The sequence below is a fragment of the Rhizobium bangladeshense genome, from assembly GCF_017357245.1.
In the GTDB taxonomy this organism is placed as follows: Bacteria; Pseudomonadota; Alphaproteobacteria; order Rhizobiales; family Rhizobiaceae; genus Rhizobium; species Rhizobium bangladeshense.
Genome location: NZ_CP071612.1, coordinates 3,601,332 through 3,621,137, shown reverse-complemented (window position 1 = coordinate 3,621,137; position 19,806 = coordinate 3,601,332). Strand labels below are relative to the sequence as shown.

The window sequence follows — 19,806 nt, the reverse complement described above, 5'->3', positions numbered from 1 at the left end:
TCTGCTTGAGGAATGGATGATTTTCAGTGAGGCAAGCGTTTCCGACGGATGATCTTGCCGAATCGGGCCTTGTCATCCTCAGCCCTGGTGCGGTGGAGGAAGGCGAGCCTGCTGCCGTCGAGGCCCTGGAAGAATTCGTCCCAGGAAATCTCTTCCTCTGTTTCGGTAGAAAAATCGACGCGGACGGTTTCGCTGTCGCTCGCGTTCTTGATGCGCGCGGGATGGCCGCCGCGCTCCTCGATCCAGTGTCTGATCCTGCTGTACTCCGTCGTGCCGAACTTGCCCATGAAACCCTCCTCAGCAATTCGATTGCGACATCGCTGCCCCTGCAACGCACGATCGTGTAAATTGTTCCACGCTGCTAAGTTATTTAATAGGATCGGATTAATCCGAGTCCGGAACCGGCGCTTTTTTCTGCCCGCCCCTTTTCCATGCTGCATTGCACCCTAACTGCGCGTTCATGACGGATTTTCTCAATGACATCCGTGCTGAGGGCATCTGGCTGCCGGATTGGCTTGCAAGCGCCGTCATCTTTGCGGTCGTTATCTCAGTAACGCTTTTTGCGCATCGCATTCTATTCCGCCTGCTGGCGAGGCTCGTCGAAAGCAAGGATCTTTTTTGGCGCTCACTCGTCTCCCGCCTGCAGCGGGTGGTAAGGCTTGCAATGCTTGTGGCGGCCCTTTCCCTCGGTGCCACGGCCGCGCCACTGACGGATTACCAGGCGGCAACCGTCCGCCACGTTCTCCTGATCTTCTTCATCATCCTTATCGCCCGCATGGCAAAGACCGCCAAGCACATCTGGATGACGATCTATCTGCGCCGGTTCAGACTGGATGCCGAGGACAATCTCCTGGCGCGCAAGCATGTCACGCAGACCCGCATCATGGAACGTGTCATCGACCTGCTGATCGTCGTCGTCGCGGTTTCAGCCTGTTTGATGACCTTCGATGCCGTCCGGCAATATGGGGTCAGCCTGCTGGCATCCGCAGGTGTCGCCGGTATCGTCGTCGGCCTTGCGCTTCAGCCGGTGCTGAAGAACCTGTTTGCTGGCATCCAGCTTGCCATCACTCAGCCGATCCGGATCGATGATGCACTGCTGGTGGAAGGGGAGTGGGGCCGGGTGGAGGAGATCACCTCGACTTATGTCGTCCTGCAATTGTGGGATTGGCGGCGCCTTGTCCTGCCGCTGAGCTACTTCATCGAAAAACCGTTTCAGAACTGGACGCGAGAAAGTTCCGCGCTGATCGGCACCGTGATGATCTATCTGGACTACAGCGTACCGGTCGAGGCCATACGTGCAAGGGTCGAGCAGATCGCGAAGGCTTCCACCTTGTGGGACGGCCGCGTCGTCAATGTCGCCGTCACCGACTTTCGTGAAACGGTCATGGAAATCCGCATCCTCGTATCGGCGTCGAATTCCGGCCGCACCTTCGACCTTCGCTGCGAGGTGCGTGAGAAACTGATCGATTTCATCCGCCGTGAATATCCCGCTGCTCTTCCGCGCATGCGGGCCGTGATGAACGAACAGCCGGCGCAGGATCGGCGTCAGGCGGCAGAATAAGCCTAACGTGCTGGTGTTTGGGCATCGCCTTCGGCCGGCGTCGTGGCAAGCGGCGATTGCGCGTCGCCGGACGCGACGGCTGCGGGCAGGGGCACGTGGCGCTTGCGCTCGCGGATCAGCGTCAGCAGCCCGGAGCAGATGATGAGCACGATGCCGAGCGCCATCGGCAGGTCGACGTGGTCGTTGAAGAAGAGGTAGCCGAAGCCGATGGCCCAGATCATCTGACTATATTGCGGTGTCGCCACGAGCGTCGCCGGGGCGAGCCGCGCTGCGGTCATCAGCATCACGTTTCCGGCGGCGCCGAGCAATCCGTAGCCTGCAAGAAAGACCCATTGCTGCGGACTCGGCACGACGATTTCGGAGAGCATGAGGACTCCGCTCACGATTAGCGTGCCGAGCAAGGATGCTCCATAGAGCGACAGGCGCTTCTCCGCCGGACCGAGTGCACGCAGAATGACGATAGCCACGCCGGCGGAGACGGCGCCGATGGTTGCAGCCAGATGGCCAATGGACAGTTCGCGGAAGCCCGGCCGGAGAACGACCAGCACACCGACGAAGCCGACGATGACGGCAGCCCAGCGTTGCCAGCGCACATCCTCCTTCAGGAAGATCACCGAAAGGATGGTGACGACCGACGGCAGCAGGAACAGCAGACAGAAGGCCTCGGCCATCGGCAGCTTGGTGAAGGCTATGATGGAGGCGATCGAGCCGGTCGCGCCGGCGGCAAACCGCACCATCCAGAGCGGCCGGTTCGTCGTTGCGAATATGTCGAGCCATGAATCGCCCGGTCCCTTGATGAAGGGAAGGGCCGACAGGCTGAGCACAGCGCCAGTGAAGGCGATCTGGAACGAAGGGATGGTGCCGTGCAAGGCTTTGATGGATGCATCGCTGAAGGCAAAGACGGCATAGCCGACGAATGCGACAAGGACGCCACGAAGGGTGGTTGAAGCCGCTGTCATTTGTCCGAATCTTCTAAAGGTGGGTTATTTCCTCTACGCTACGAAACAGGGCTAGCAAAGGCCGATTGTAGATAGCTGCAATGGATGAGCGGCGGATGACGCCGGTACGTTGGGCTGAAACGCCGGCACTTGCGCACGGGCGCAATAATTTCTATATCCGTCGCCCATGAAAGCTGGCGGCCGATCCCGCCGGATATGCAGGAAATCCGCCACATTTCGAAGTCAGACCGGCGGATCGAAACAGCGCAGAATTGGCACTATCGTTGAACACACTGGATTTTGACAAGAAGCCGGAAGAGACCCGTATCGTCGTCGCCATGTCGGGCGGCGTCGATTCATCCGTTGTGGCCGGCCTTCTCAAACAGCAGGGTTACGATGTGCTCGGCATCACGCTGCAGCTTTATGACCATGGAGCAGCCGTTCACCGCGCCGGCTCCTGCTGCGCCGGCCAGGATATCGACGACGCCCGCCGCGTCTGCGAAACGCTCGGCATTCCGCATTATGTGCTCGATTACGAAAAGCGCTTCCGCGAAACGGTGATTAATCCTTTTGCCGAAAGCTATGTGGCGGGCGAAACGCCGATCCCCTGCGTTTCTTGCAACCAGACCGTCAAGTTCGCCGATCTTCTGGCCACCGCCAAGGAACTCGGCGCCGATGCGCTGGCGACCGGTCACTATATCCGTTCGCGGCCGAACCCTTCGCCTGATCATCCCGGCCGCCGCGCGCTTTTCCGTCCGGCCGACGCCGACCGCGACCAGAGCTATTTCCTCTTCGCCACCACGCAGGAACAGATCGACTATCTTCGCTTTCCCCTAGGCGGCCTGCCGAAGGCCGAGACCCGCAGGCTTGCCGAAGAGATGGGCCTCGTCGTCGCCAAGAAGGCCGATAGCCAGGATATTTGCTTCGTGCCCCAGGGCAAATATTCCGACATCATCACCAAGCTGAAGCCGAATGCGGCGCTCGCCGGCGAGATCGTCCATCTCGATGGCCGAGTGCTCGGCACTCATGAAGGGATCCTGCACTTCACCATCGGCCAGCGCCGCGGCATCGGCATCGCGACCGGCGAGCCGCTCTACGTCGTCTACCTCGACGCCCGCTCACGCCGTGTCATCGTCGGACCGAAGGAGGCGCTGGAAACGCACCGCGTCTATTTGCGCGACGTTAATTGGCTGGGCGACATCCCGCTCTCGGAGGCCGCTTCCGGCAGCGGTTTTGCCTGCTACGCCAAAGTCCGTTCGACGCGGGCACCGGCGCCCGCCGTGCTGCATACCGACGCGACAGGCACCTATGTCGATCTGACGGTTGGCGAGGCGGGCATTGCGCCCGGCCAAGCCTGCGCGCTTTATTCCGCGCCCGGCGACGACGCCCGCGTCTTCGGCGGCGGCTTCATCGAGCGCTCCGAGCGCGAACCCTCGGCTGAAGCCTCGCTCAAGGCCCTGCTGGCCGGCCCCGTCGCCGCTTGAAGCCATCGGAAACGACGGCCGGCGAAGCGTAGGGTTTTTCTCCATCATGTGCTTGACACAAAGCCGAAGCGCACCTTATAAGCCGCTCATCCCACGAGCCCGCAGCGCTTCGCGAGCAGGTATCGTTTGACCAGTGGCGGAGTAGCTCAGTAGGTCAGAGCAGAGGAATCATAATCCTTGTGTCGGGGGTTCAAATCCCTCCTCCGCTACCATCTCCTTCAATGTCCATACCGGAGACATAGGTAACAGATTGTACCTAAGACATGGGTGACAACCTCGTGCCGAACGGGTTGTCGATGGTTTGCAATGTCCTCTGTTCCAGATCGATATCCGACATGTCTCCGGTGCAGAACGTCACCTATCTCTCAAGCCGCGCACACATTGAAGAATTTGCGACTGTGGCGGCGGTGTTGAGCCTGTTCCGGCCGGCGCGGTAGCATGTCCCAGCACCAAACATAGCGGCGAGAGGACAAAACAGTTCAGCCTCAAGATTTCCGCTACGCCGACAACAGCTATCTGTAGAGCGCCAAATGCAATATCGGCATCCTCATCGCCCAAAGATGGGATGCGGCAGCGATAATAATCGCCCATGCGGCCAGCGAGAACATGACCGCCGCTAACCTGATCCCGATTGTCTGCATCATTTCCTCCACCCCAGCAAAATCGTCCCTCCTCGGACGATCTGATGCTAACAGGGCCCAGGTCGATCAGCTATCGCAAGAAATCGCTATTGGACAGCCGCTGCGGTACGCGCTCGGAAAGATGCTCTTTCTCCATCGCTCAAACGACAAAGTAAAAATTGTCGTATTGCGCGCCGAAATAATCGGGGCCGCTGTTCTCTGTGACGATCGGTTCACTGTCGAGCAGGAGATAATCAATGTTGCCGTAGGCACTGAGATCAATCAGCTGGGGATCGTCGATGCTGTCGGCGGTTATGGTCATGGTGGTGGAGAAGACGATGGTGTCGTTCAGCCGGCCTTCGATCGTCAGGACGTTGTCATAGTCGGAAGTTCCGTTCGCGACTTCGAACTGCTTGATCTGGAAGGGGCCGCCATCGGCCGAGTAGATCGGCGTCCAGAAGACGCCGCCCGACAGGTAGTGATTGCCGTCGGTCTCCTCGCGCACGGTCGCGTCGTCGCCGTCACGCCAGGCGCCCCAGTCGAAGCCCTTGTAGCCTGTCGGGAAGTCGTGATTGCCGACGTCCTCGAAACTGACGAAGACATCGCCGCGTTCCGGCAGATCGACCGCGATGTTGAGCAGCCCGAAGTCGGTTGCGCCCTTGCCGTCGGAAATCTTGAAGTTGAACTGATCGACGAGTTGATCTCCAGGCCCGAGCGCCGCCACCTCCGGCTTTGAATAGTCGAGCGCATAGGTGTAGCTACCGTCGGAGCTGATGGTGAGCGTGCCGTATTTGCCTTCGATGATCGTCGTCGTAGCGGGATCGTCCGCATCCGCCGGCTGCTTGATCCGCTGTCCGTTGACGAAATTCAGGCGCAGCTGATCTCCGTCGGTATCGTAGGAATTCTCAAGAATGTCGCCGCTGATTGGATCGTTGATATCGAAAACAGGCAAGTATACGTCGCCTGCGAACGGCTTGTGATTTGCCATCTCTCCCTCCCGTCTAATGTGTTGTCGGACTATGCAACTCTATCGAGTGTCTGGCAACGAAAAATGACCGGTCCGGCGATCAACTCTACAGGTCAGATCGCGTGGATCCAGATATCTGCAGCTCACTAGTCAAACACAGAGATCGCTGCCGATTATTTCGCAAGGATAAATCGACGGCGGGATAATAATGCCGCGTAACCGATGACGTCATCATGACGATATATTGTATCTGTTGTTCTGCGCTCCTCGCAGACTGAAGCTGAACTTGATTTGATCGGCAGCGCCGATCGTTCTTCAGCGCATGTCAATGAAGGCCGCCGACGCCGAGCAGGCGCTCAAGGGCCTGCTGATCTCTGGCCAGAGTTTCCGGCGTTCCCGTCCAGGCCAGCCGCCCTCGTTCGAGGATGATGACTTGATCGGCAAAATCGAGCGCGCTCTGAATGCGCTGCTCGACAAGAAGGATGGTCATATCGCCTTTTTTGGCAAGATCGGCGAAGGCGGCCATCAGTTCCTCGCAAATGACAGGCGCAAGGCCCTCGAGCGGCTCGTCGAGCAGCAGAACGGAAGGCAGGCCGAGAATGGTGCGGGCCGTTGAAAGCATCTGCTGCTCGCCGCCGGAGAGCTGGTTGCCGAGGTTGCGGCGGCGCTCCTTCAGTCGCGGGAACAGGGTATAGGCTTCCTCCAGCGCCGTCTTCGGCCGCCCCTTCAGGCCGACGAAAAGGTTCTCTTCGACCGTCAGCGTCGGAAAGACGCAGCGTGTCTGAGGCACATAACCGAGACCCTTACGGGCGCGCGTTGCGCTCGGTGCTGCGGAGACATCCGAGCCGCCGAGGCGGATCTGGCCTTCATATCTCCTGGTCTGGCCGGCAAGGGTTGCCAGGAGCGTGGTCTTGCCCATGCCGTTGCGGCCGAGCACGGCAAGGCGGGCGCCTGCCGAGACGGAGAGGGAGATACCTTCGAGCACCCGCGTCGGCCCGTATCCGGCCGAGAGATTGTCGACCTCAAGCGACAGGGCTGGCATTGGCATAACTCCCGAGATAGGCCTCGCGCACGCGCGCATCCTTGGTGACGTCGGCTGGCAGGCCATCGAAGATGATTGCGCCCGCCGCAAGTACGATGACGCGTTTGGCGAAGCGGAAGACGAGATCCATGTCGTGTTCGATCATCAGCACGGCGAGATCGCCGGGAAGGTCGGCAAGCGCCTGCTCGATACGGCCGGTATCACTCTGCGGCACGCCGGCAGCCGGCTCGTCCAGCAGCAGCACCTTCGGCTTCAGCGCCAGCGCCACCGCGATTTCGAGCAGCCGTTGCTGGCCATAGGCTATCTCGCTCACCCTGCGATGCATCAGCGACGCCAGCCCGAGTTTTCCCAAGAGTTCGTCGACCTCTGCCATCACCTCAGACATCGCGAGGAAATTTCCGAACATCCGCTTAGTCTTTCCGTCGCGTTGAAGGACCGCAAGTCCCACATGTTCTGCGGGTGTCATGTCCTGGAAAAGCCGCGTCACCTGAAAGGACCGCACGAGGCCGCGCTTGACCCTCCCGATCGCATCGATCCTCGTCACCGCCTCGCCGCCGAGGCGAACCTCGCCGGAGTCCGGAGAAAGATTGCCGGTGACGAGGTTGACGAAGGTGGTCTTGCCGGCGCCGTTCGGACCGATCAGCGCGATGCGATCGCCCGGCGCCATCGCCAGCGAGACATCGTTGGTGACGGCCAGGCCGCCGAAGGCTTTCCTGAGGTTGGAGACTTCGAAGACCGGGCTCATGCGCGCGCTTCCTTCCGGCGGCTGACGAAGGCGGCAGTCGTGCCGAACAGGCCTTTCGGCGCAAACAGCACGACGGCGATCAGCAGCGCCCCGACCATGGTCAGCCAGTGGAAGGGATTGGCGGCGGAGACGTAATCCTCGAAGAGTATGAAGATGACGGTGCCGGAGAGTGCGCCGAAGAGGGAGCCGGTGCCGCCGAGCACGAGCATGACCAGCGCCTCCGCCGATTGGGTGAAGGACAGGCTGTCGAGGCCAACGACCTGGGTCGAGATTGCATTCAGAGCGCCGCCGACACCGGCAACGGCGCCGGAGATGACGTACATCCTGATGAAGGCCGCCTTCGGCGAGCCACCCATGGCGCGGATGCGCAGCGGATCTTGCCGGATGCCGCGGCAGAGCATGCCGAAGGGCGAGCGAACCAGCCATCGCAGCAGCACGAAGACGATCAACAGCAGTGCCATTCCGAAGAAGAAGGCGGTTTGACTGTAGAGGTCGAATTCGAAAAGCCCGAAGATCGGGTCCGGCGCGATGCCGGAAAGCCCATCACTGCCTCCCGTCCAGGACGAGGCCTTGTTGGCGAATTCATGGAAGAGGTGGATGAGGGCGATCGATAGTACGAGCTGCGGCAATCCATGTGCGCGCAGGATGATTGCGCCCGACAGCAGTCCGCCAATCGCACCGGCAGCAACGCCGGCAAGCATCATCAGCAGCGGGTCGTTAATGCCGTAATGCGCCGATAAGATCCCGGCGGCATAGGCGCCGGAGCCGAAGAGCGCGGCATGGCCGAGCGTGGCGACGCCGCAATAACCGGTAACAAGGTCGAGCGACAGGACGAGCAGGGCGATCGTGATCATCCGCGTCAAGAGCGCGAGATTGTCGGGTAACGCGAAGTAGCCGATCGCGCCGATGGCCATGATGGCTGTTATTCCGACGAGATCGCCGCTGAAGCTGCGCTGATGCTGGACACGTTCGTTTTCGCTGTTCATGACAAGCGCCATCTCATTTCATCCTTCCGGCAAGGCCGCGCGGGAAGACGCAGATGATGGCAATCACGGCGAGGTAGAAGAAGAATTCACCGAATTCCGGCATCAGATATCGTCCCGTCGTGTCAATTGCTCCGAGCAACAGGCAGGCGATCAGCGCTCCCGGAATGGAACCAGCGCCGCCGACCGAAACCACGACCAGGAAGGTGACCATGTATCGCAGCGCGTAATAGGGTTCGACCGGCAGGAGTTCGGCCCCGACCACGCCGCCGAAAGCGGCAAGCCCGACTGCGACGGCAAAGCTCACCGCATAGATGATTTCGGTACGCACGCCGAGTGCCGCAGCCATCGCCGCATCATCCACGGAGGCACGCAGTTTGACGCCGAAGCTGGTTCTCTCGATTGCGAACCAGAGCGCGAGTGCAACGGCGAGCCCGCAAAGGATCGCGAAAAGCCGGTGAATGGGAATAGTGCGAAAGCCGAGATCGGCAGAGCCCTGCAGGGCACCGGGAAGCGGTATGGTTTTCAGCGTCGGTCCCATTGCGTAGTTTGCAATGCCAATGATGCAGAAGGTGATTCCGATGGTCATCAGCACCTGGGTCAATTCAGGGGCGCCATAGATGCGGCGGTATAGAAAACGCTCGAGCGGGATCGCGATGATGATGGTGGCGACGACGGCGGCGACGACCGCGACCGCATAACCAAGGCCGAGGTCGCGTGCGGCATAGGAGGCTATATAGCCTCCGATCATGGCGAAGGCGCCGTGCGCCAGGTTGACGACACGCATCAGCCCCATGGTGACGGATAGTCCGATCGATATCACGAAGAGCACCATGCCATAGGCAAGCGCGTCGACGGCTATGCTGAAGACTGTCTGCATGGAAATACCCACTTCAATGCAACGGGCCTCTGATGTCCAAGCCCGCCGCAGGTTCTGAGGCTCGATTTATTTGGCCGCCGCAAGGCCCGGATCGCCCTGCTTCTCGAACGTCTGGATTTCCTTGTTGATGTAGGTTCCGTCATCGGCCTTGGTGACTTCGCGCAGATAGATGTTCTGCGTGATATGGCGGCTTTCCGGATCGATCGACACCGGACCGCGCGGGCTTACCCAGGCAAGACCCTTCACCGCATCGACGGCCTTCTCAGCATCCTGTTTGCCGCCGGTCGCCTCGATCATCTTGTAGATGACATACATGCCGTCATAGGCGCTGACCGCGGGGAAGGAGAGTTCGGCCTTGTTGCCGATCGCCTTGGCGGCAGCATCGACGAAGGCCTTGTTCTCCGGCGAGTCGTGCGAAACGGCATAGTGGAACGTCGTCTGGATGCCGAGTGCGGCATCGCCGAGGGCCGGCAGATCGGATTCCTGCGTCAGGTCACCAGGCGCGAAGAACTTGATGCCGGCGGCCTTTAAGCCGTTCTCGTTATAAGCCTTGACGAAGCCAAGCGTCGTCGGGCCCGATGGCAGGAAGGCGAAGACGCCCTCGGCGCCGGAATCCTTGATGCGCTGCATGATCGGGCTGAAGTCGTTGGTCGCGAGCGGCATGCGGATCGCCTCGACCACCTCACCGCCGGTCTTCTCGAAACCGGCCTTGAACGCATTCTCGGCGTCGATACCCGGCCCGTAATCGCTGACGACCGAAATCACCTTCTTGACGCCGGCGTCGAAGGCAACCTTGGCGATCGGCGTCGAGGTCTGCCATGTTGTAAACGAGGTGCGTACGACGAGCGGGCTCTTGGTGACGATCGCCGAGGTGGCGGCGTTCATGATGACCATCGGCACGTTGCCCTGCTTCAGGATCGGCGTCACCGCCATGGCGTCGGGGGTGAAATAGAAGCCGGCGAGATACTGGACCTTTTCCTTGACGATCAGTTCCTGCGCGAGTGCCTTCGATTGGGCTGGATCGGCCTGCGGCACGTCGCGATAGACGATCTCGACCGTGTCGCTGCCGACCTTGTTGCCGTTGACAGCCATATACGCGTCGATGCCGGCCTTGAAGTTCTTGCCCTGCAGCGCGAACGGGCCAGAGAACGGCCCGATGACGCCGACCTTGATGGTGTCGGCATAGGCGCTAGCGCCCATGGCGATAGCCGCGGCGGCGGCCAGAAACAGCTTCCTCATTCTTCTCTCTCCCTTTTCGGCGTACTCCAGCGCCGTATTGAATTTCAGGTTAGCTTGTCATGCGAAATGGTGATGTAAAATGAAATAAATCCCCAAACACATGATTTGCCGGTTATGGTTCTGTGTCGTCCTGACTGTCGCTGTTCACCGGCGTATCGCAGCTTTCTTCCCCCTTCGTCTCAGAACGGCAATCCCACGTAGTTTTCCGCGAGCACCGTGGAGGCTGCACGAGAATGCGTGAGATAGTCGAGTTCGGCTTCCTGAATCTTCTGATCGAAATCGCCTGTATCGGGGAACCGGTGCATCATCGTCGTCATCCACCAGGAAAACCGCACGGCTTTCCATACGCGGGCGAGCGCCGTCTGCGAATATGCGTCGATGCCGCTGTCGGAGCCTTCGCGGTAATGTTCGAGGAGCCCGCGGAAGAGGTAATGGACATCGCTTGCTGCAAGGTTCAGCCCCTTGGCGCCGGTCGGCGGCACGATATGGGCGGCGTCGCCGACGAGGAAAAGCCGGCCGAAACGCATGGGCTCGGTGACGAAGGAGCGCAACGGCGCGATCGATTTTTCGAAGGATGGGGCGGTCCTCAATGCCTCGGCGTGATGAGCCGGTAGGCGCCGTCTCAACTCGTCCCAGAAGCGCTCGTCGCTCCAGTCTTCGATCTTCGCGTCGAGCGGGCACTGGATATAGTAACGGCTGCGCCTGGCCGAGCGCATCGAACAGAGCGCGAAGCCCCTCGGGTGGTTGGCGTAGATCAGTTCATGGCTTACGGGCGCCACCTCGGCGAGCAGCCCCAGCCAGCCGAAGGGATAGACCTTCTCGAAACTTCGGATCGCCTGTTCGGGAACGGCTCTGCGGCTTATTCCATGAAAGCCGTCGCAGCCGGCGATGAAATCGCAATCGATGCGGTGGCTGATGCCATCCTTCAGGTAGGTGACGAAGGGCGAGCCACCGTCGATAGCATGCGGAGCCACATCGGCGGCGTCATAGATTGAAACGGCGCCACAAGCTTCCCGCCGCTCCATGAGATCGCGCGTCACCTCGGTCTGTCCATAGACGGTCACGCGCTTGCCGCCGGTGAGTTCGTGAAGATCGATGCGATGGTCGCGCCCGTCGAAGGCCAGTGAGAAGCCGTCATGCGGCAAGCCTTCGGCATGCAATCTTGCTCCAGCTTTGGCCTCGTCCAACAGCCCGACAGTGCCTTCCTCCAGCACGCCGGCGCGGACGCGGCCGAGGATATAGTCCTTGCTCACGCGGTCGAGGGTGACGTTGTCAATTCCAGCTTCGGTCAAAAGCTGACCGAGCAGCAGGCCGGATGGCCCCGAACCGATAATGGCGACTTTAGTTCGCAAATGCTTCCTCCCTCGCATTTTTGCGTTTTGTTAGATTCTGCCCCGCCGCCATTGCCGCAACAATGGACATTCCGGCCGAAAAATTGCAATTATCGAACATTGGCGGGGGAGGGAGCCGATGAGCAGGCATATACCGACGTACGAGCTCTATGGCGAAAATACCGGGAGATCACCCGATTTTTGGTTGCATTGCGAAACAATCCGCTCCCGCAGCAGCCTGCATCAATGGGAGATTCGGCTTCATCGCCACGAGAGCTTCTTTCAGATATTGTACATCGAAGCCGGTTCGGGCGATGCGATTTTCGGCAAGAACAGCCATGCCATTCGTCCGCCCGCAGTCATCACGATTCCCCCTGGGCTCAACCATGGTTTTCGCTTCTCACGCGATATCGACGGCCTCGTGATCACCATCTTGAGATCCCATCTCAGCCATCCCCCGGGCGAGCGAAGCAGTCTCGGCGAGTGGCTGGCGATGCCGCATCTGACGCCGCTCGACCCGGATAATGCGGAGGCTGCCTACGTCATGCAGACGCTGAGGAGGCTGGGTGACGAATTCGAAAACCGCCGCGGTGGCCGCAACGAAGTATTGGGCGCCTATGTGGGGCTGGCGTTGCGACTGACGGCGCGGATTTCCCATGAGGGGGATACACATGAGCTTATGTCAAACGAGAACGAACGGCGGATGGACATGCTGAACGAACTCATTCAGCAGCATTTTCGATCGCACAAGCCCGCTTCCTTTTACGCCAAGGAACTTGGAGTTTCACCGACGCACCTCACCCGTATCGTCCGGTCGATGACAGGAAAAACCCCGCATGAGCTGATCGCCGGCAAACTGATCGAAGAGGCGAAGCGCCAGCTCGTCTTTGCGATCGGCAGCGTGCAGGAGATCGGATTTCGCCTCGGCTTTGCCGATCCCGCCTATTTCTCGCGCTTCTTTCTAAAATACACCGGCGCAACGCCACGGGTTTGGCGGACGAACGAAAAAGCTCGGCTTGAACGGGCATAGCATTCCGGCATTCGGCTATGCCGCGTCGCGCGTCACTCGCAGATGTCTCACGCCGTCGGCCACGTCCAGTCCCGCACCTCCGGCATGTCCTCTCCGTACTCTCTGACGTAGTCGTAATGCTCCGCAAGCTTGCCGCGGAAGGCGGCGAGCGCGTCTTTCGCCTTCTCCTTCAGGCCCGGCACCCGCTCGATGGCTTCGATGGCGAGATGAAAGCGGTCAAGTTCGTTGAGGACAGTCATGTCGAAAGGCGTTGTCGTCGTTCCCTCCTCGACGAAGCCGCGGACGTGGATGTTCTCGTGGTTGGTGCGCTTGTAGGTCAGGCGGTGAATGAGATAGGGATAGCCGTGATAGGCGAAAATAACCGGCTTATCTGTGGTGAAGATCGCGTCGAAGGCCTCCTCGGAAAGGCCATGCGGATGCTGGTCCCTGGATTGCAGTGCTAATAGGTCGACGACGTTTACGGTCCGGATCTTTAGCTCGGGAATGGCCTTGCGCAGAAGATCGACGGCGGCGAGCGTTTCCATCGTCGGGACATCGCCGGCGCAGGCCATGACGAGATCAGGAGAGATCGTGTCGTCCTCGTTGCTTGCCCAGTGCCAAATCCCGATACCGGCTTCGCAATGTTTTACCGCTTCGTCCATCGACAGCCATTGCGGCTCCGGCTGCTTGCCGGCGACGATGACATTGATGCGGTCATAGGTGCGCAAGCAATGATCGCCGACCCAGAGCAGGGTGTTGGCATCCGGCGGCAGGTAGATGCGGACGATGTCGGCTTTCTTGTTGGCGACGAGGTCGACGAAGCCAGGGTCCTGGTGGCTGAAGCCGTTATGGTCCTGGCGCCAGACATGCGAGGTCAGCAAGTAGTTCAGCGATGAGATCGGCTTCCGCCATTCGAGTTCGCGCGTCACCTTCAGCCATTTGGCGTGCTGGTTGAACATGGAATCGATGATGTGGATGAAGGCCTCATAGCAGGAAAAGAGGCCGTGCCGGCCGGTCAAGAGGTAGCCCTCGAGCCATCCCTGGCAGAGATGTTCCGAAAGTACTTCCATGACGCGTCCATCGCGAGAGAGATGGACATCAAATGGTTCGATATCCTCCATCCACACACGGTTCGTGACCTCGAAGACGCTGCCGAGGCGGTTCGACTCCGTCTCGTCGGGGCCGAAGACGCGGAAGTTTGCCGCCTCTGCGTTGAGTTTCATCGTGTCGCGCAGGTAATGGCCGAGGATCTCCGTCGACTGGGCCACGACGCTGCCGCGCTTGACCACGTCAACCGCATATTCGCCTATATCGGGAACATTGAGTTCCCGGCGCAGCAAACCGCCATTGGCATGCGGATTGGCGCCCATGCGGCGGTTGCCGACGGGCGCCAGTGCCCGCAGATCGGTTTTCAGCCGGCCATCGGCATCGAACAGGTCTTCGGGATCGTAGCTCCGCATCCAGTCTTCGAGAATCTTGCGATGACTTTCGTTCTCGCGGCAATTGGAGACCGGCACCTGGTGGGCTCGCCAGAAGCCTTCCACCTTCTTGCCGTCGACTTCCTTCGGCCCGGTCCAGCCCTTGGGGCTGCGCAGCACGATCATCGGCCAACGCGGGCAGCCCTTCGCAGCGCCGCTGCGGGCTTGCACCTGGATATCGCGGATGCGGTCGAAGATCTGGTCGAAGGTCGAGGCCATCTGCTGATGCATGTCGCTTGGCTCGTGGCCGTCGACGAAAAACGGCTCGTAGCCGTAGCCTTCGAAGAGACGTCGCAGGTCGTCGTCACCGGCCCGGCCGAGAATGGTCGGATTGGCGATCTTGTAGCCGTTCAGATGCAGGATCGGCAGAACGGCGCCGTCGCGGGCGGGATTCAGGAACTTGTTGGAATGCCAGCTGGCGGCCAATGGCCCGGTCTCTGCCTCTCCGTCTCCGACGACGCAGGCGACGATCAGGTCGGGGTTGTCGAAGGCAGCGCCAAAGGCGTGGACGAGGGCGTAGCCGAGTTCGCCGCCTTCATGGATCGATCCCGGCGTTTCCGGCGCCGCATGGCTCGGGATGCCGCCGGGAAACGAGAATTGTCGGAAGAGCCTGCGCATCCCTTCAGTGTCTTCGGAAATATCGGGATAGATTTCGCTGTAGGTACCTTCGAGATAGGTGTTGGCGACCATGCCAGGCCCGCCGTGACCGGGGCCGCACATGTAGATGATATTGAGATCGTGGGCGCGGATGAGGCGGTTCAGATGCGCATAAATGAAGTTGAGGCCTGGTGTCGTGCCCCAGTGACCGAGCAGGCGGGGCTTGATGTGCTCGGGTTTCAGCGGCTCGCGCAGCAGCGGATTGGCGAGCAGGTAGATCTGGCCGACCGAGAGGTAGTTGGCCGCCCGCCAATAGCGGTCGATCAGGGTGAGTTCAGCATCGGTCAGGGCGGCGGCGGTCGAGACATGCTTTTCCATGGGCTTCTCCCGTTCGAAAATGCTTTCAACGTCAATTCTAGCCGCCGGCGCCGGCGCGCCATTGATTTGGATCAGCGGGCGCGAAGAACGGACAGCGCCTCATCGGCGATCACCTGTTCTTCGTCCGTGGCAATGACATGGGCGGCCATGGGGCTTTCCCTGGTGCTGATCATGAAACCATTGGCGGCATTGGCTTTCTCGTCGATCGAAAGGCCGAGCCAGGACAGCCGTTCCGCCACGCCGGCGCGGACATCCGGCTGATGCTCGCCTATGCCGGCGGTGAAGACGACGGCATCGAGGCCGCCGAGCGTTACCGCCATGCGGCCGATCTCGCCGGCAATTCGCAGCGTGAAGAGGTCGATCGCCTGGCGCGCTTCCGGCCGGCCGTCCTTCAACAGATAGCGCGTGTCGGCGCTGATGCCGGAAACGCCGAGCAGGCCTGAGCGGTGATAGAGCAAATCCTCGATCTCTCGCAGGGATCGCTTTCTCTCTCCTGCCAGATGCAGGATGACGCCGGGATCGAGCCAGCCCGGGCGAGTCGCCATCGGGATGCCGTCGAGGGTCGAAAAGCCCATGCTGCAGTCGCGGCTGATGCCGTTTTCCAGCGCACAGAGGCTGGCGCCGCTGCCGAGATGGGCGACCACGGCCTTTGCCGCATGCGGTGCCCTGCGCGCAAGTTCGCCAGCGATGAACTTATAGGAAAGCCCGTGGAAGCCGTAACGCTTGATCCCCTCGTCATGCAAGGACCGCGGTATCGCGAGGCGGCGAACCAGATCGTCCTGCGTGGAATGGAAGGCGGTATCGAAGGAGGCCATCTGCAAAAGATGCGGCTTCAGATGGCGGAGCGCGTGGATGAAGCGTAGCGCTTGCGGCTGGTGCAGGGGGGCGAGCGGTATCAGGGCTTCGATCCCCTCGATAGCGTCGTCATCTAGCGCGACGGCGCTCGTGAAGCGCTCACCGCCATGAACGACGCGGTGGCCGGCAGCGGCAGCGGCAGTCATATCGAAATGATCGGCGAGAAGCGTGAAGGTCTCGTCGATGACCCCGTGCAGATCGTCCGTCAGCTTCGCTTTGAGCGGCATGTCAACTCTCTGCGACCCCTTGGTCAGGCCGAGGGAGAGCGGTTCGGCGCGGAGATCGATGACACCCTTGCCGAGGTGCCGTGCCTCGGCGCCCTCGATTGAAAAGATGCCGATCTTCACCGTCGATGAGCCGGCATTGAAGGTCAGGAGGAGGTCGGTGGATGACATGTCTTCAGAGACTCCGCGCCGTCGTCACGATGGCCGAACTTAGCGCCAAAACTCGCGCTGGAAAGGCATCCTTCGGCGGTCGCCGTCACTTCGGCCGATCGCCACGCCTGCCGGCCTCGACCCCCGACCGTGCTGTCATCGGATCTCACGGCACAATGAGGGCAAGAACTCCGGCCTGCAATGGCCGGCCGGCGCGAGTTATGCTGACGATGCGTAGGGGGCGACCCGAAGCTTGGGCAGTCTGCTGAATTGCGCGGGGGTCAGGCCCTCGATGCCAGATTGGCATTACGATTGCGGATGAAGATGCTGGCCTCGTCGGCGGGCATCGCCTTGCCGAAAAGATAGCCCTGGCCGACGTCGCAGCCGAGCTGCAGCAGGAAGGCAAGCTGGCCGTGTTCCTCGACGCCTTCCGCGGTCGTCTTGATGTTGAGGCTTCTGCCGAGGCCAAGCATGGCGCGGACGATCTTTTCCTGGCGTTCGTCGTCGCGATAAGTGGCGATGAAGCTTTTGTCGATCTTGATCTTGTCGAAGCGGTAGCGGGCGAGCTGGGCGAGGCTCGAATAGCCAGTGCCGAAATCGTCGAGGGCGATCTGGATGCCGGCGGCATGCAGCTCTTCGAGAATAACGGCGGCGACAGCGGGATCCTGTATCAGCGCGTTTTCGGTAATCTCAATTTCAAGGCGCTGTGGCGGCAGCCGGCTTGCGGAAAGGACCTTAAGGATGCGGGACGTCAACAGCCGGTCTTCCATCTGCACCGCGGAGACGTTGAATGACAGCATGACATGCGCCGGCCAGGTGAGCGCATCGCTGCAGGCCTGAGCAAGGAGATCCTCGAACAAGGCGGTGATCATCCCGGTTTCTTCGGCGATGTCGATGAAAACAGGCGGCGGAATGTTGACACCATCCTCGTCTATCCAGCGTGCGAGGGCTTCGAAACCGCAAAGCTGGCCAGTCTTCAGGTCGATCAGCGGTTGATAGAACGGCTTGATAGCTTTGGTGGCGATTGCGGCGCGCAGTCTGGCCTCCAGGGAAGCGCGCTCCGTTACTTTGTCCTGCATCGAAGTTTCGAAGACGAGATAATGGTTGGGGCCGCGTGATTTGGCCTCATACATGGCGAGGTCAGCACGATGGGCGGCGTCTCCCAGCGGTTCGCTGCCCTCGACCCATCGATCGTAACCGACGCTGGCGCCAACTTCTACGGCAAATCCGTCGATATGAATCGGTCGGGTGACGGCCTGGATCAACAGCTTGGCGAAACGTTCCTCGCGCTCCGCCGTCAGAGCGAAGGCAACGATGATGAATTCATCACCGCCGAACCGGTAGACGCAATCGGCATTGCCGAGCGCGCAGATGCGTCTAGCCACTTCGATCAACAATACGTCGCCGCCCTTGTGGCCGACAAGATCGTTGACTTTCTTGAAGCCGTCGAGGTCTACGGAGAAGATGGTGACGCTGTTGTCCCATTCCTGGATTTCGTCGTCGTTCCTGACCGGCCGTGAGAGAATTTTGCGCTCGAAGGCGTAGCGGTTCGGCAGCTTAGTCAGGTGGTCGTGAGTTGCCGTCCAGTCGGCCTTCGCCTGGGCGGCGACCCGCAGTTCCATTTCCTTGCGCAGATCGGCAATACGCAGGACCGAATAGATGAAGCTCATGGCGCCGGCGATGCCGAGCCCCAGAACGAGCTTGTCGGCGCCGTAGTTGCCGAATGCGGTCATGAAGGAAACCAGGCTGTCGTCGAACTGCAGCAAGGCAGCGAGGAGCCAGAGGGTTATCCCCAAACCGACGATCGACATGCATTGCCTTCCGGCCCTGCTCTGGAAAAACACCGGCATTATGCCTTCTCCATCTCCACCCGCGCCGGGATATCACAAAAATCTGAAATGTTCGTTGAAACTAGAAGGCGAATTATCAGAGGGGGCAGTTTGAGGTTGGCCGTCGGCAGCGTTGCAATGCAGCCAGGATCGGCACCGACGCTGTTTCGCCGGTCCCGTTCAGGAGAAAAATCTTGCTGCAGGTTCAGGCCGAAAAGATGCCCCAGAAGAACGAAGGCGAGCGTGCTGACGCATCGCTCGCCTTTTCTCGTGCTTCAGGCGGTGACGATCAACAGCGGAACGCTGAGGATGAGACCGGCCAGAAGCGTGAACGTGGCGACGCGCATCAACCGCAGGCGCCGCGTACGCTCTCCACTCCAATCATATGCCATTCTTCCATCTCCTTGGGACAAGGAAGTAGTCCCCGCAAAACCGGGTTCAACAGGGATGACGCGATTTGCTTGTGCAAGGCTGGAGAAAATAAGGAATCTCTAATGCTGGAAGCGCAAACACCAGCGGCTTCCATTGCTTGTCATGCGAAGGATGGCGAGTGGTTCGACGTCGGTCAGCCAGAAGGAGGAGGGCGGCGCCTGAAGCACATGCGCGACGGCCGCCCGGATGACGGCCGCATGGCTGACAGCGATGACGTGACCGCCCTGCTCGGACTGCGCCTCCATCCAGCCAGCGACGCGCTTCCGCAGGTCAAGAAGGCTCTCGCCGCCATGAGGGGCCGCCTCCGGCTCGGTCATCCAGGCCATGAGGTTTTCCGGCTCTTCCGACTCGATCGCCTGGATCGACCTGCCAGCCCAACGACCGTGATCGCAGTCGCGGAGCGATGGGTCTATCCGCCCTTCGAGAAGGAGCGCGTCGGCCGTCTGGCGGGCGCGCAAGGCGGGGCTGGTGACAATACGATCCGCGTGAGGGAGCGCAGCGACCCTGGCTGCTTCTTCCACTGCCTTTTCTTCCAACGGTTCGTCGAGCGGAAACCGGGCCTTGCGGTTCGCCGCCGTCGCGCCGTGGCAGATCCAGGTGAGGCGCGTATTCACGGTTGTTCTGATCTCCGAGGATGGAATGGGGACGGCCTTTGCCGCTTCGTGAAGTTACGTTGACAGTTTCTTCGGCGTGCAGATATAAACGTGCTGTTGCGGGTTTGGAAGCCGGTGGAAATCCGGCGCGGTCGCGCCACTGTGACCAGCGTGTCGAAAGCTCATCGCGCTGGAAGTCAGACCCTGCCGCACAACACTCTTTCGACTGAACGCGTCATTCCGGAGGAATACATGTCTGACACCACTTTCGCGCCCGTCGCTGCGCCGACTCCGATCCCCGCCGGCGATATCCTTCCCTGGGGGATTTTCGGCGGTCTGCTGATGCTGATCGTTCTTTATTTCGTCGGCACCGAGGAAGGCGCGATGGCGCTGTTCAACGGCATGTATGTGCACGAATTCGTGCATGATGCCCGCCATCTCCTCGGCTTTCCCTGCCACTAAGGGAATACT

17 protein-coding genes, 1 tRNA gene and 1 riboswitch are annotated in these 19,806 nt (G+C 60.5%); of the genes, 5 read left to right on the top strand and 13 right to left on the bottom strand.

Annotated elements, in window-relative coordinates; translation table 11 throughout:
- Nucleotides 1-23 precede the first annotated feature (23 nt).
- Nucleotides 24-287 carry a hypothetical protein gene (locus J2J98_RS17510; RefSeq protein WP_207601707.1) on the bottom strand — a complete coding sequence of 88 codons (264 nt, stop codon included), beginning with the start codon at nt 285-287 and terminating at the stop codon, nt 24-26.
- Between the two features lie 173 nt (nt 288-460).
- Between J2J98_RS17510 and J2J98_RS17505 the strand changes: the two genes are divergently transcribed.
- Complete coding sequence (locus tag J2J98_RS17505) at nt 461-1,561, top strand: mechanosensitive ion channel family protein (protein WP_138394815.1); 1,101 nt, start codon at nt 461-463, stop codon at nt 1,559-1,561.
- Between the two features lie 2 nt (nt 1,562-1,563).
- Here J2J98_RS17505 and J2J98_RS17500 read toward each other — a convergent pair whose 3' ends face one another.
- Nucleotides 1,564-2,520 (bottom strand): DMT family transporter, encoded by a 957-nt coding sequence (locus tag J2J98_RS17500; protein WP_207601706.1) that lies wholly within the window; start codon nt 2,518-2,520, stop codon nt 1,564-1,566.
- Between the two features lie 263 nt (nt 2,521-2,783).
- Between J2J98_RS17500 and mnmA the strand changes: the two genes are divergently transcribed.
- Together mnmA and J2J98_RS17490 are read left to right on the top strand one after the other, a co-directional pair.
- A complete protein-coding gene (gene mnmA / locus J2J98_RS17495) occupies nt 2,784-3,983 on the top strand; it encodes a tRNA 2-thiouridine(34) synthase MnmA (protein ID WP_207601705.1) in 1,200 nt (399 codons plus the stop codon).
- A gap of 135 nt (nt 3,984-4,118) precedes the next feature.
- Nucleotides 4,119-4,195, top strand: a tRNA-Met gene (locus J2J98_RS17490).
- 568 nt (nt 4,196-4,763) lie between these two features.
- Here the strand turns inward: J2J98_RS17490 and J2J98_RS17485 are convergent.
- From J2J98_RS17485 to pobA, 7 genes are all read right to left on the bottom strand, one after another.
- Complete coding sequence (locus tag J2J98_RS17485) at nt 4,764-5,591, bottom strand: VCBS domain-containing protein (RefSeq protein WP_207601704.1); 828 nt, start codon at nt 5,589-5,591, stop codon at nt 4,764-4,766.
- 304 nt (nt 5,592-5,895) lie between these two features.
- Nucleotides 5,896-6,612 (bottom strand): ABC transporter ATP-binding protein, encoded by a 717-nt coding sequence (locus J2J98_RS17480; RefSeq protein ID WP_138394811.1) that lies wholly within the window; start codon nt 6,610-6,612, stop codon nt 5,896-5,898.
- Complete coding sequence (locus J2J98_RS17475) at nt 6,593-7,357, bottom strand: ABC transporter ATP-binding protein (RefSeq protein WP_064712082.1); 765 nt, start codon at nt 7,355-7,357, stop codon at nt 6,593-6,595. The genes J2J98_RS17480 and J2J98_RS17475 overlap by 20 nt, the downstream gene beginning before the upstream one ends.
- Nucleotides 7,354-8,355: a branched-chain amino acid ABC transporter permease gene (locus tag J2J98_RS17470; protein ID WP_138394809.1), complete on the bottom strand. Its 1,002-nt coding sequence runs from the start codon at nt 8,353-8,355 to the stop codon at nt 7,354-7,356. The genes J2J98_RS17475 and J2J98_RS17470 overlap by 4 nt, the downstream gene beginning before the upstream one ends.
- Before the next feature lies 1 nt (nt 8,356).
- Entirely contained in the window at nt 8,357-9,220 is an 864-nt protein-coding gene (locus J2J98_RS17465; protein WP_064708840.1) for a branched-chain amino acid ABC transporter permease, read from the bottom strand.
- Between the two features lie 66 nt (nt 9,221-9,286).
- A complete protein-coding gene (locus J2J98_RS17460) occupies nt 9,287-10,459 on the bottom strand; it encodes an ABC transporter substrate-binding protein (RefSeq protein ID WP_207601703.1) in 1,173 nt (390 codons plus the stop codon).
- 179 nt (nt 10,460-10,638) lie between these two features.
- Nucleotides 10,639-11,811: a 4-hydroxybenzoate 3-monooxygenase gene (pobA, locus tag J2J98_RS17455; protein ID WP_138394806.1), complete on the bottom strand. Its 1,173-nt coding sequence runs from the start codon at nt 11,809-11,811 to the stop codon at nt 10,639-10,641.
- 118 nt (nt 11,812-11,929) lie between these two features.
- Between pobA and J2J98_RS17450 the strand changes: the two genes are divergently transcribed.
- Nucleotides 11,930-12,820, top strand: coding sequence for a helix-turn-helix domain-containing protein (locus J2J98_RS17450; RefSeq protein WP_138394805.1), 891 nt, complete (start codon nt 11,930-11,932; stop codon nt 12,818-12,820).
- A gap of 47 nt (nt 12,821-12,867) precedes the next feature.
- Here the strand turns inward: J2J98_RS17450 and J2J98_RS17445 are convergent, their stop codons facing one another.
- The 4 genes from J2J98_RS17445 to J2J98_RS17430 form a co-directional block, all read right to left on the bottom strand.
- On the bottom strand, nt 12,868-15,252 hold the full coding sequence (locus tag J2J98_RS17445) for a phosphoketolase family protein (RefSeq protein WP_207601702.1): 2,385 nt from the start codon (nt 15,250-15,252) through the stop codon (nt 12,868-12,870).
- 71 nt (nt 15,253-15,323) lie between these two features.
- Nucleotides 15,324-16,502 (bottom strand): acetate/propionate family kinase, encoded by a 1,179-nt coding sequence (locus tag J2J98_RS17440; RefSeq protein WP_207601701.1) that lies wholly within the window; start codon nt 16,500-16,502, stop codon nt 15,324-15,326.
- Nucleotides 16,503-16,762: 260 nt separating this feature from the next.
- Nucleotides 16,763-18,331, bottom strand: coding sequence for a putative bifunctional diguanylate cyclase/phosphodiesterase (locus J2J98_RS17435; protein WP_207601700.1), 1,569 nt, complete (start codon nt 18,329-18,331; stop codon nt 16,763-16,765).
- A gap of 470 nt (nt 18,332-18,801) precedes the next feature.
- On the bottom strand, nt 18,802-19,356 hold the full coding sequence (locus J2J98_RS17430; protein WP_064708847.1) for a histidine phosphatase family protein: 555 nt from the start codon (nt 19,354-19,356) through the stop codon (nt 18,802-18,804).
- A gap of 76 nt (nt 19,357-19,432) precedes the next feature.
- Nucleotides 19,433-19,589: riboswitch (adenosylcobalamin (AdoCbl) riboswitch) on the top strand.
- On the opposite strand from J2J98_RS17430, the gene J2J98_RS17425 reads away from it, so the two are divergent.
- Nucleotides 19,588-19,797 (top strand): CbtB domain-containing protein, encoded by a 210-nt coding sequence (locus J2J98_RS17425; protein ID WP_138394801.1) that lies wholly within the window; start codon nt 19,588-19,590, stop codon nt 19,795-19,797. It overlaps the preceding riboswitch by 2 nt.
- Nucleotides 19,798-19,806: the final 9 nt, after the last annotated feature.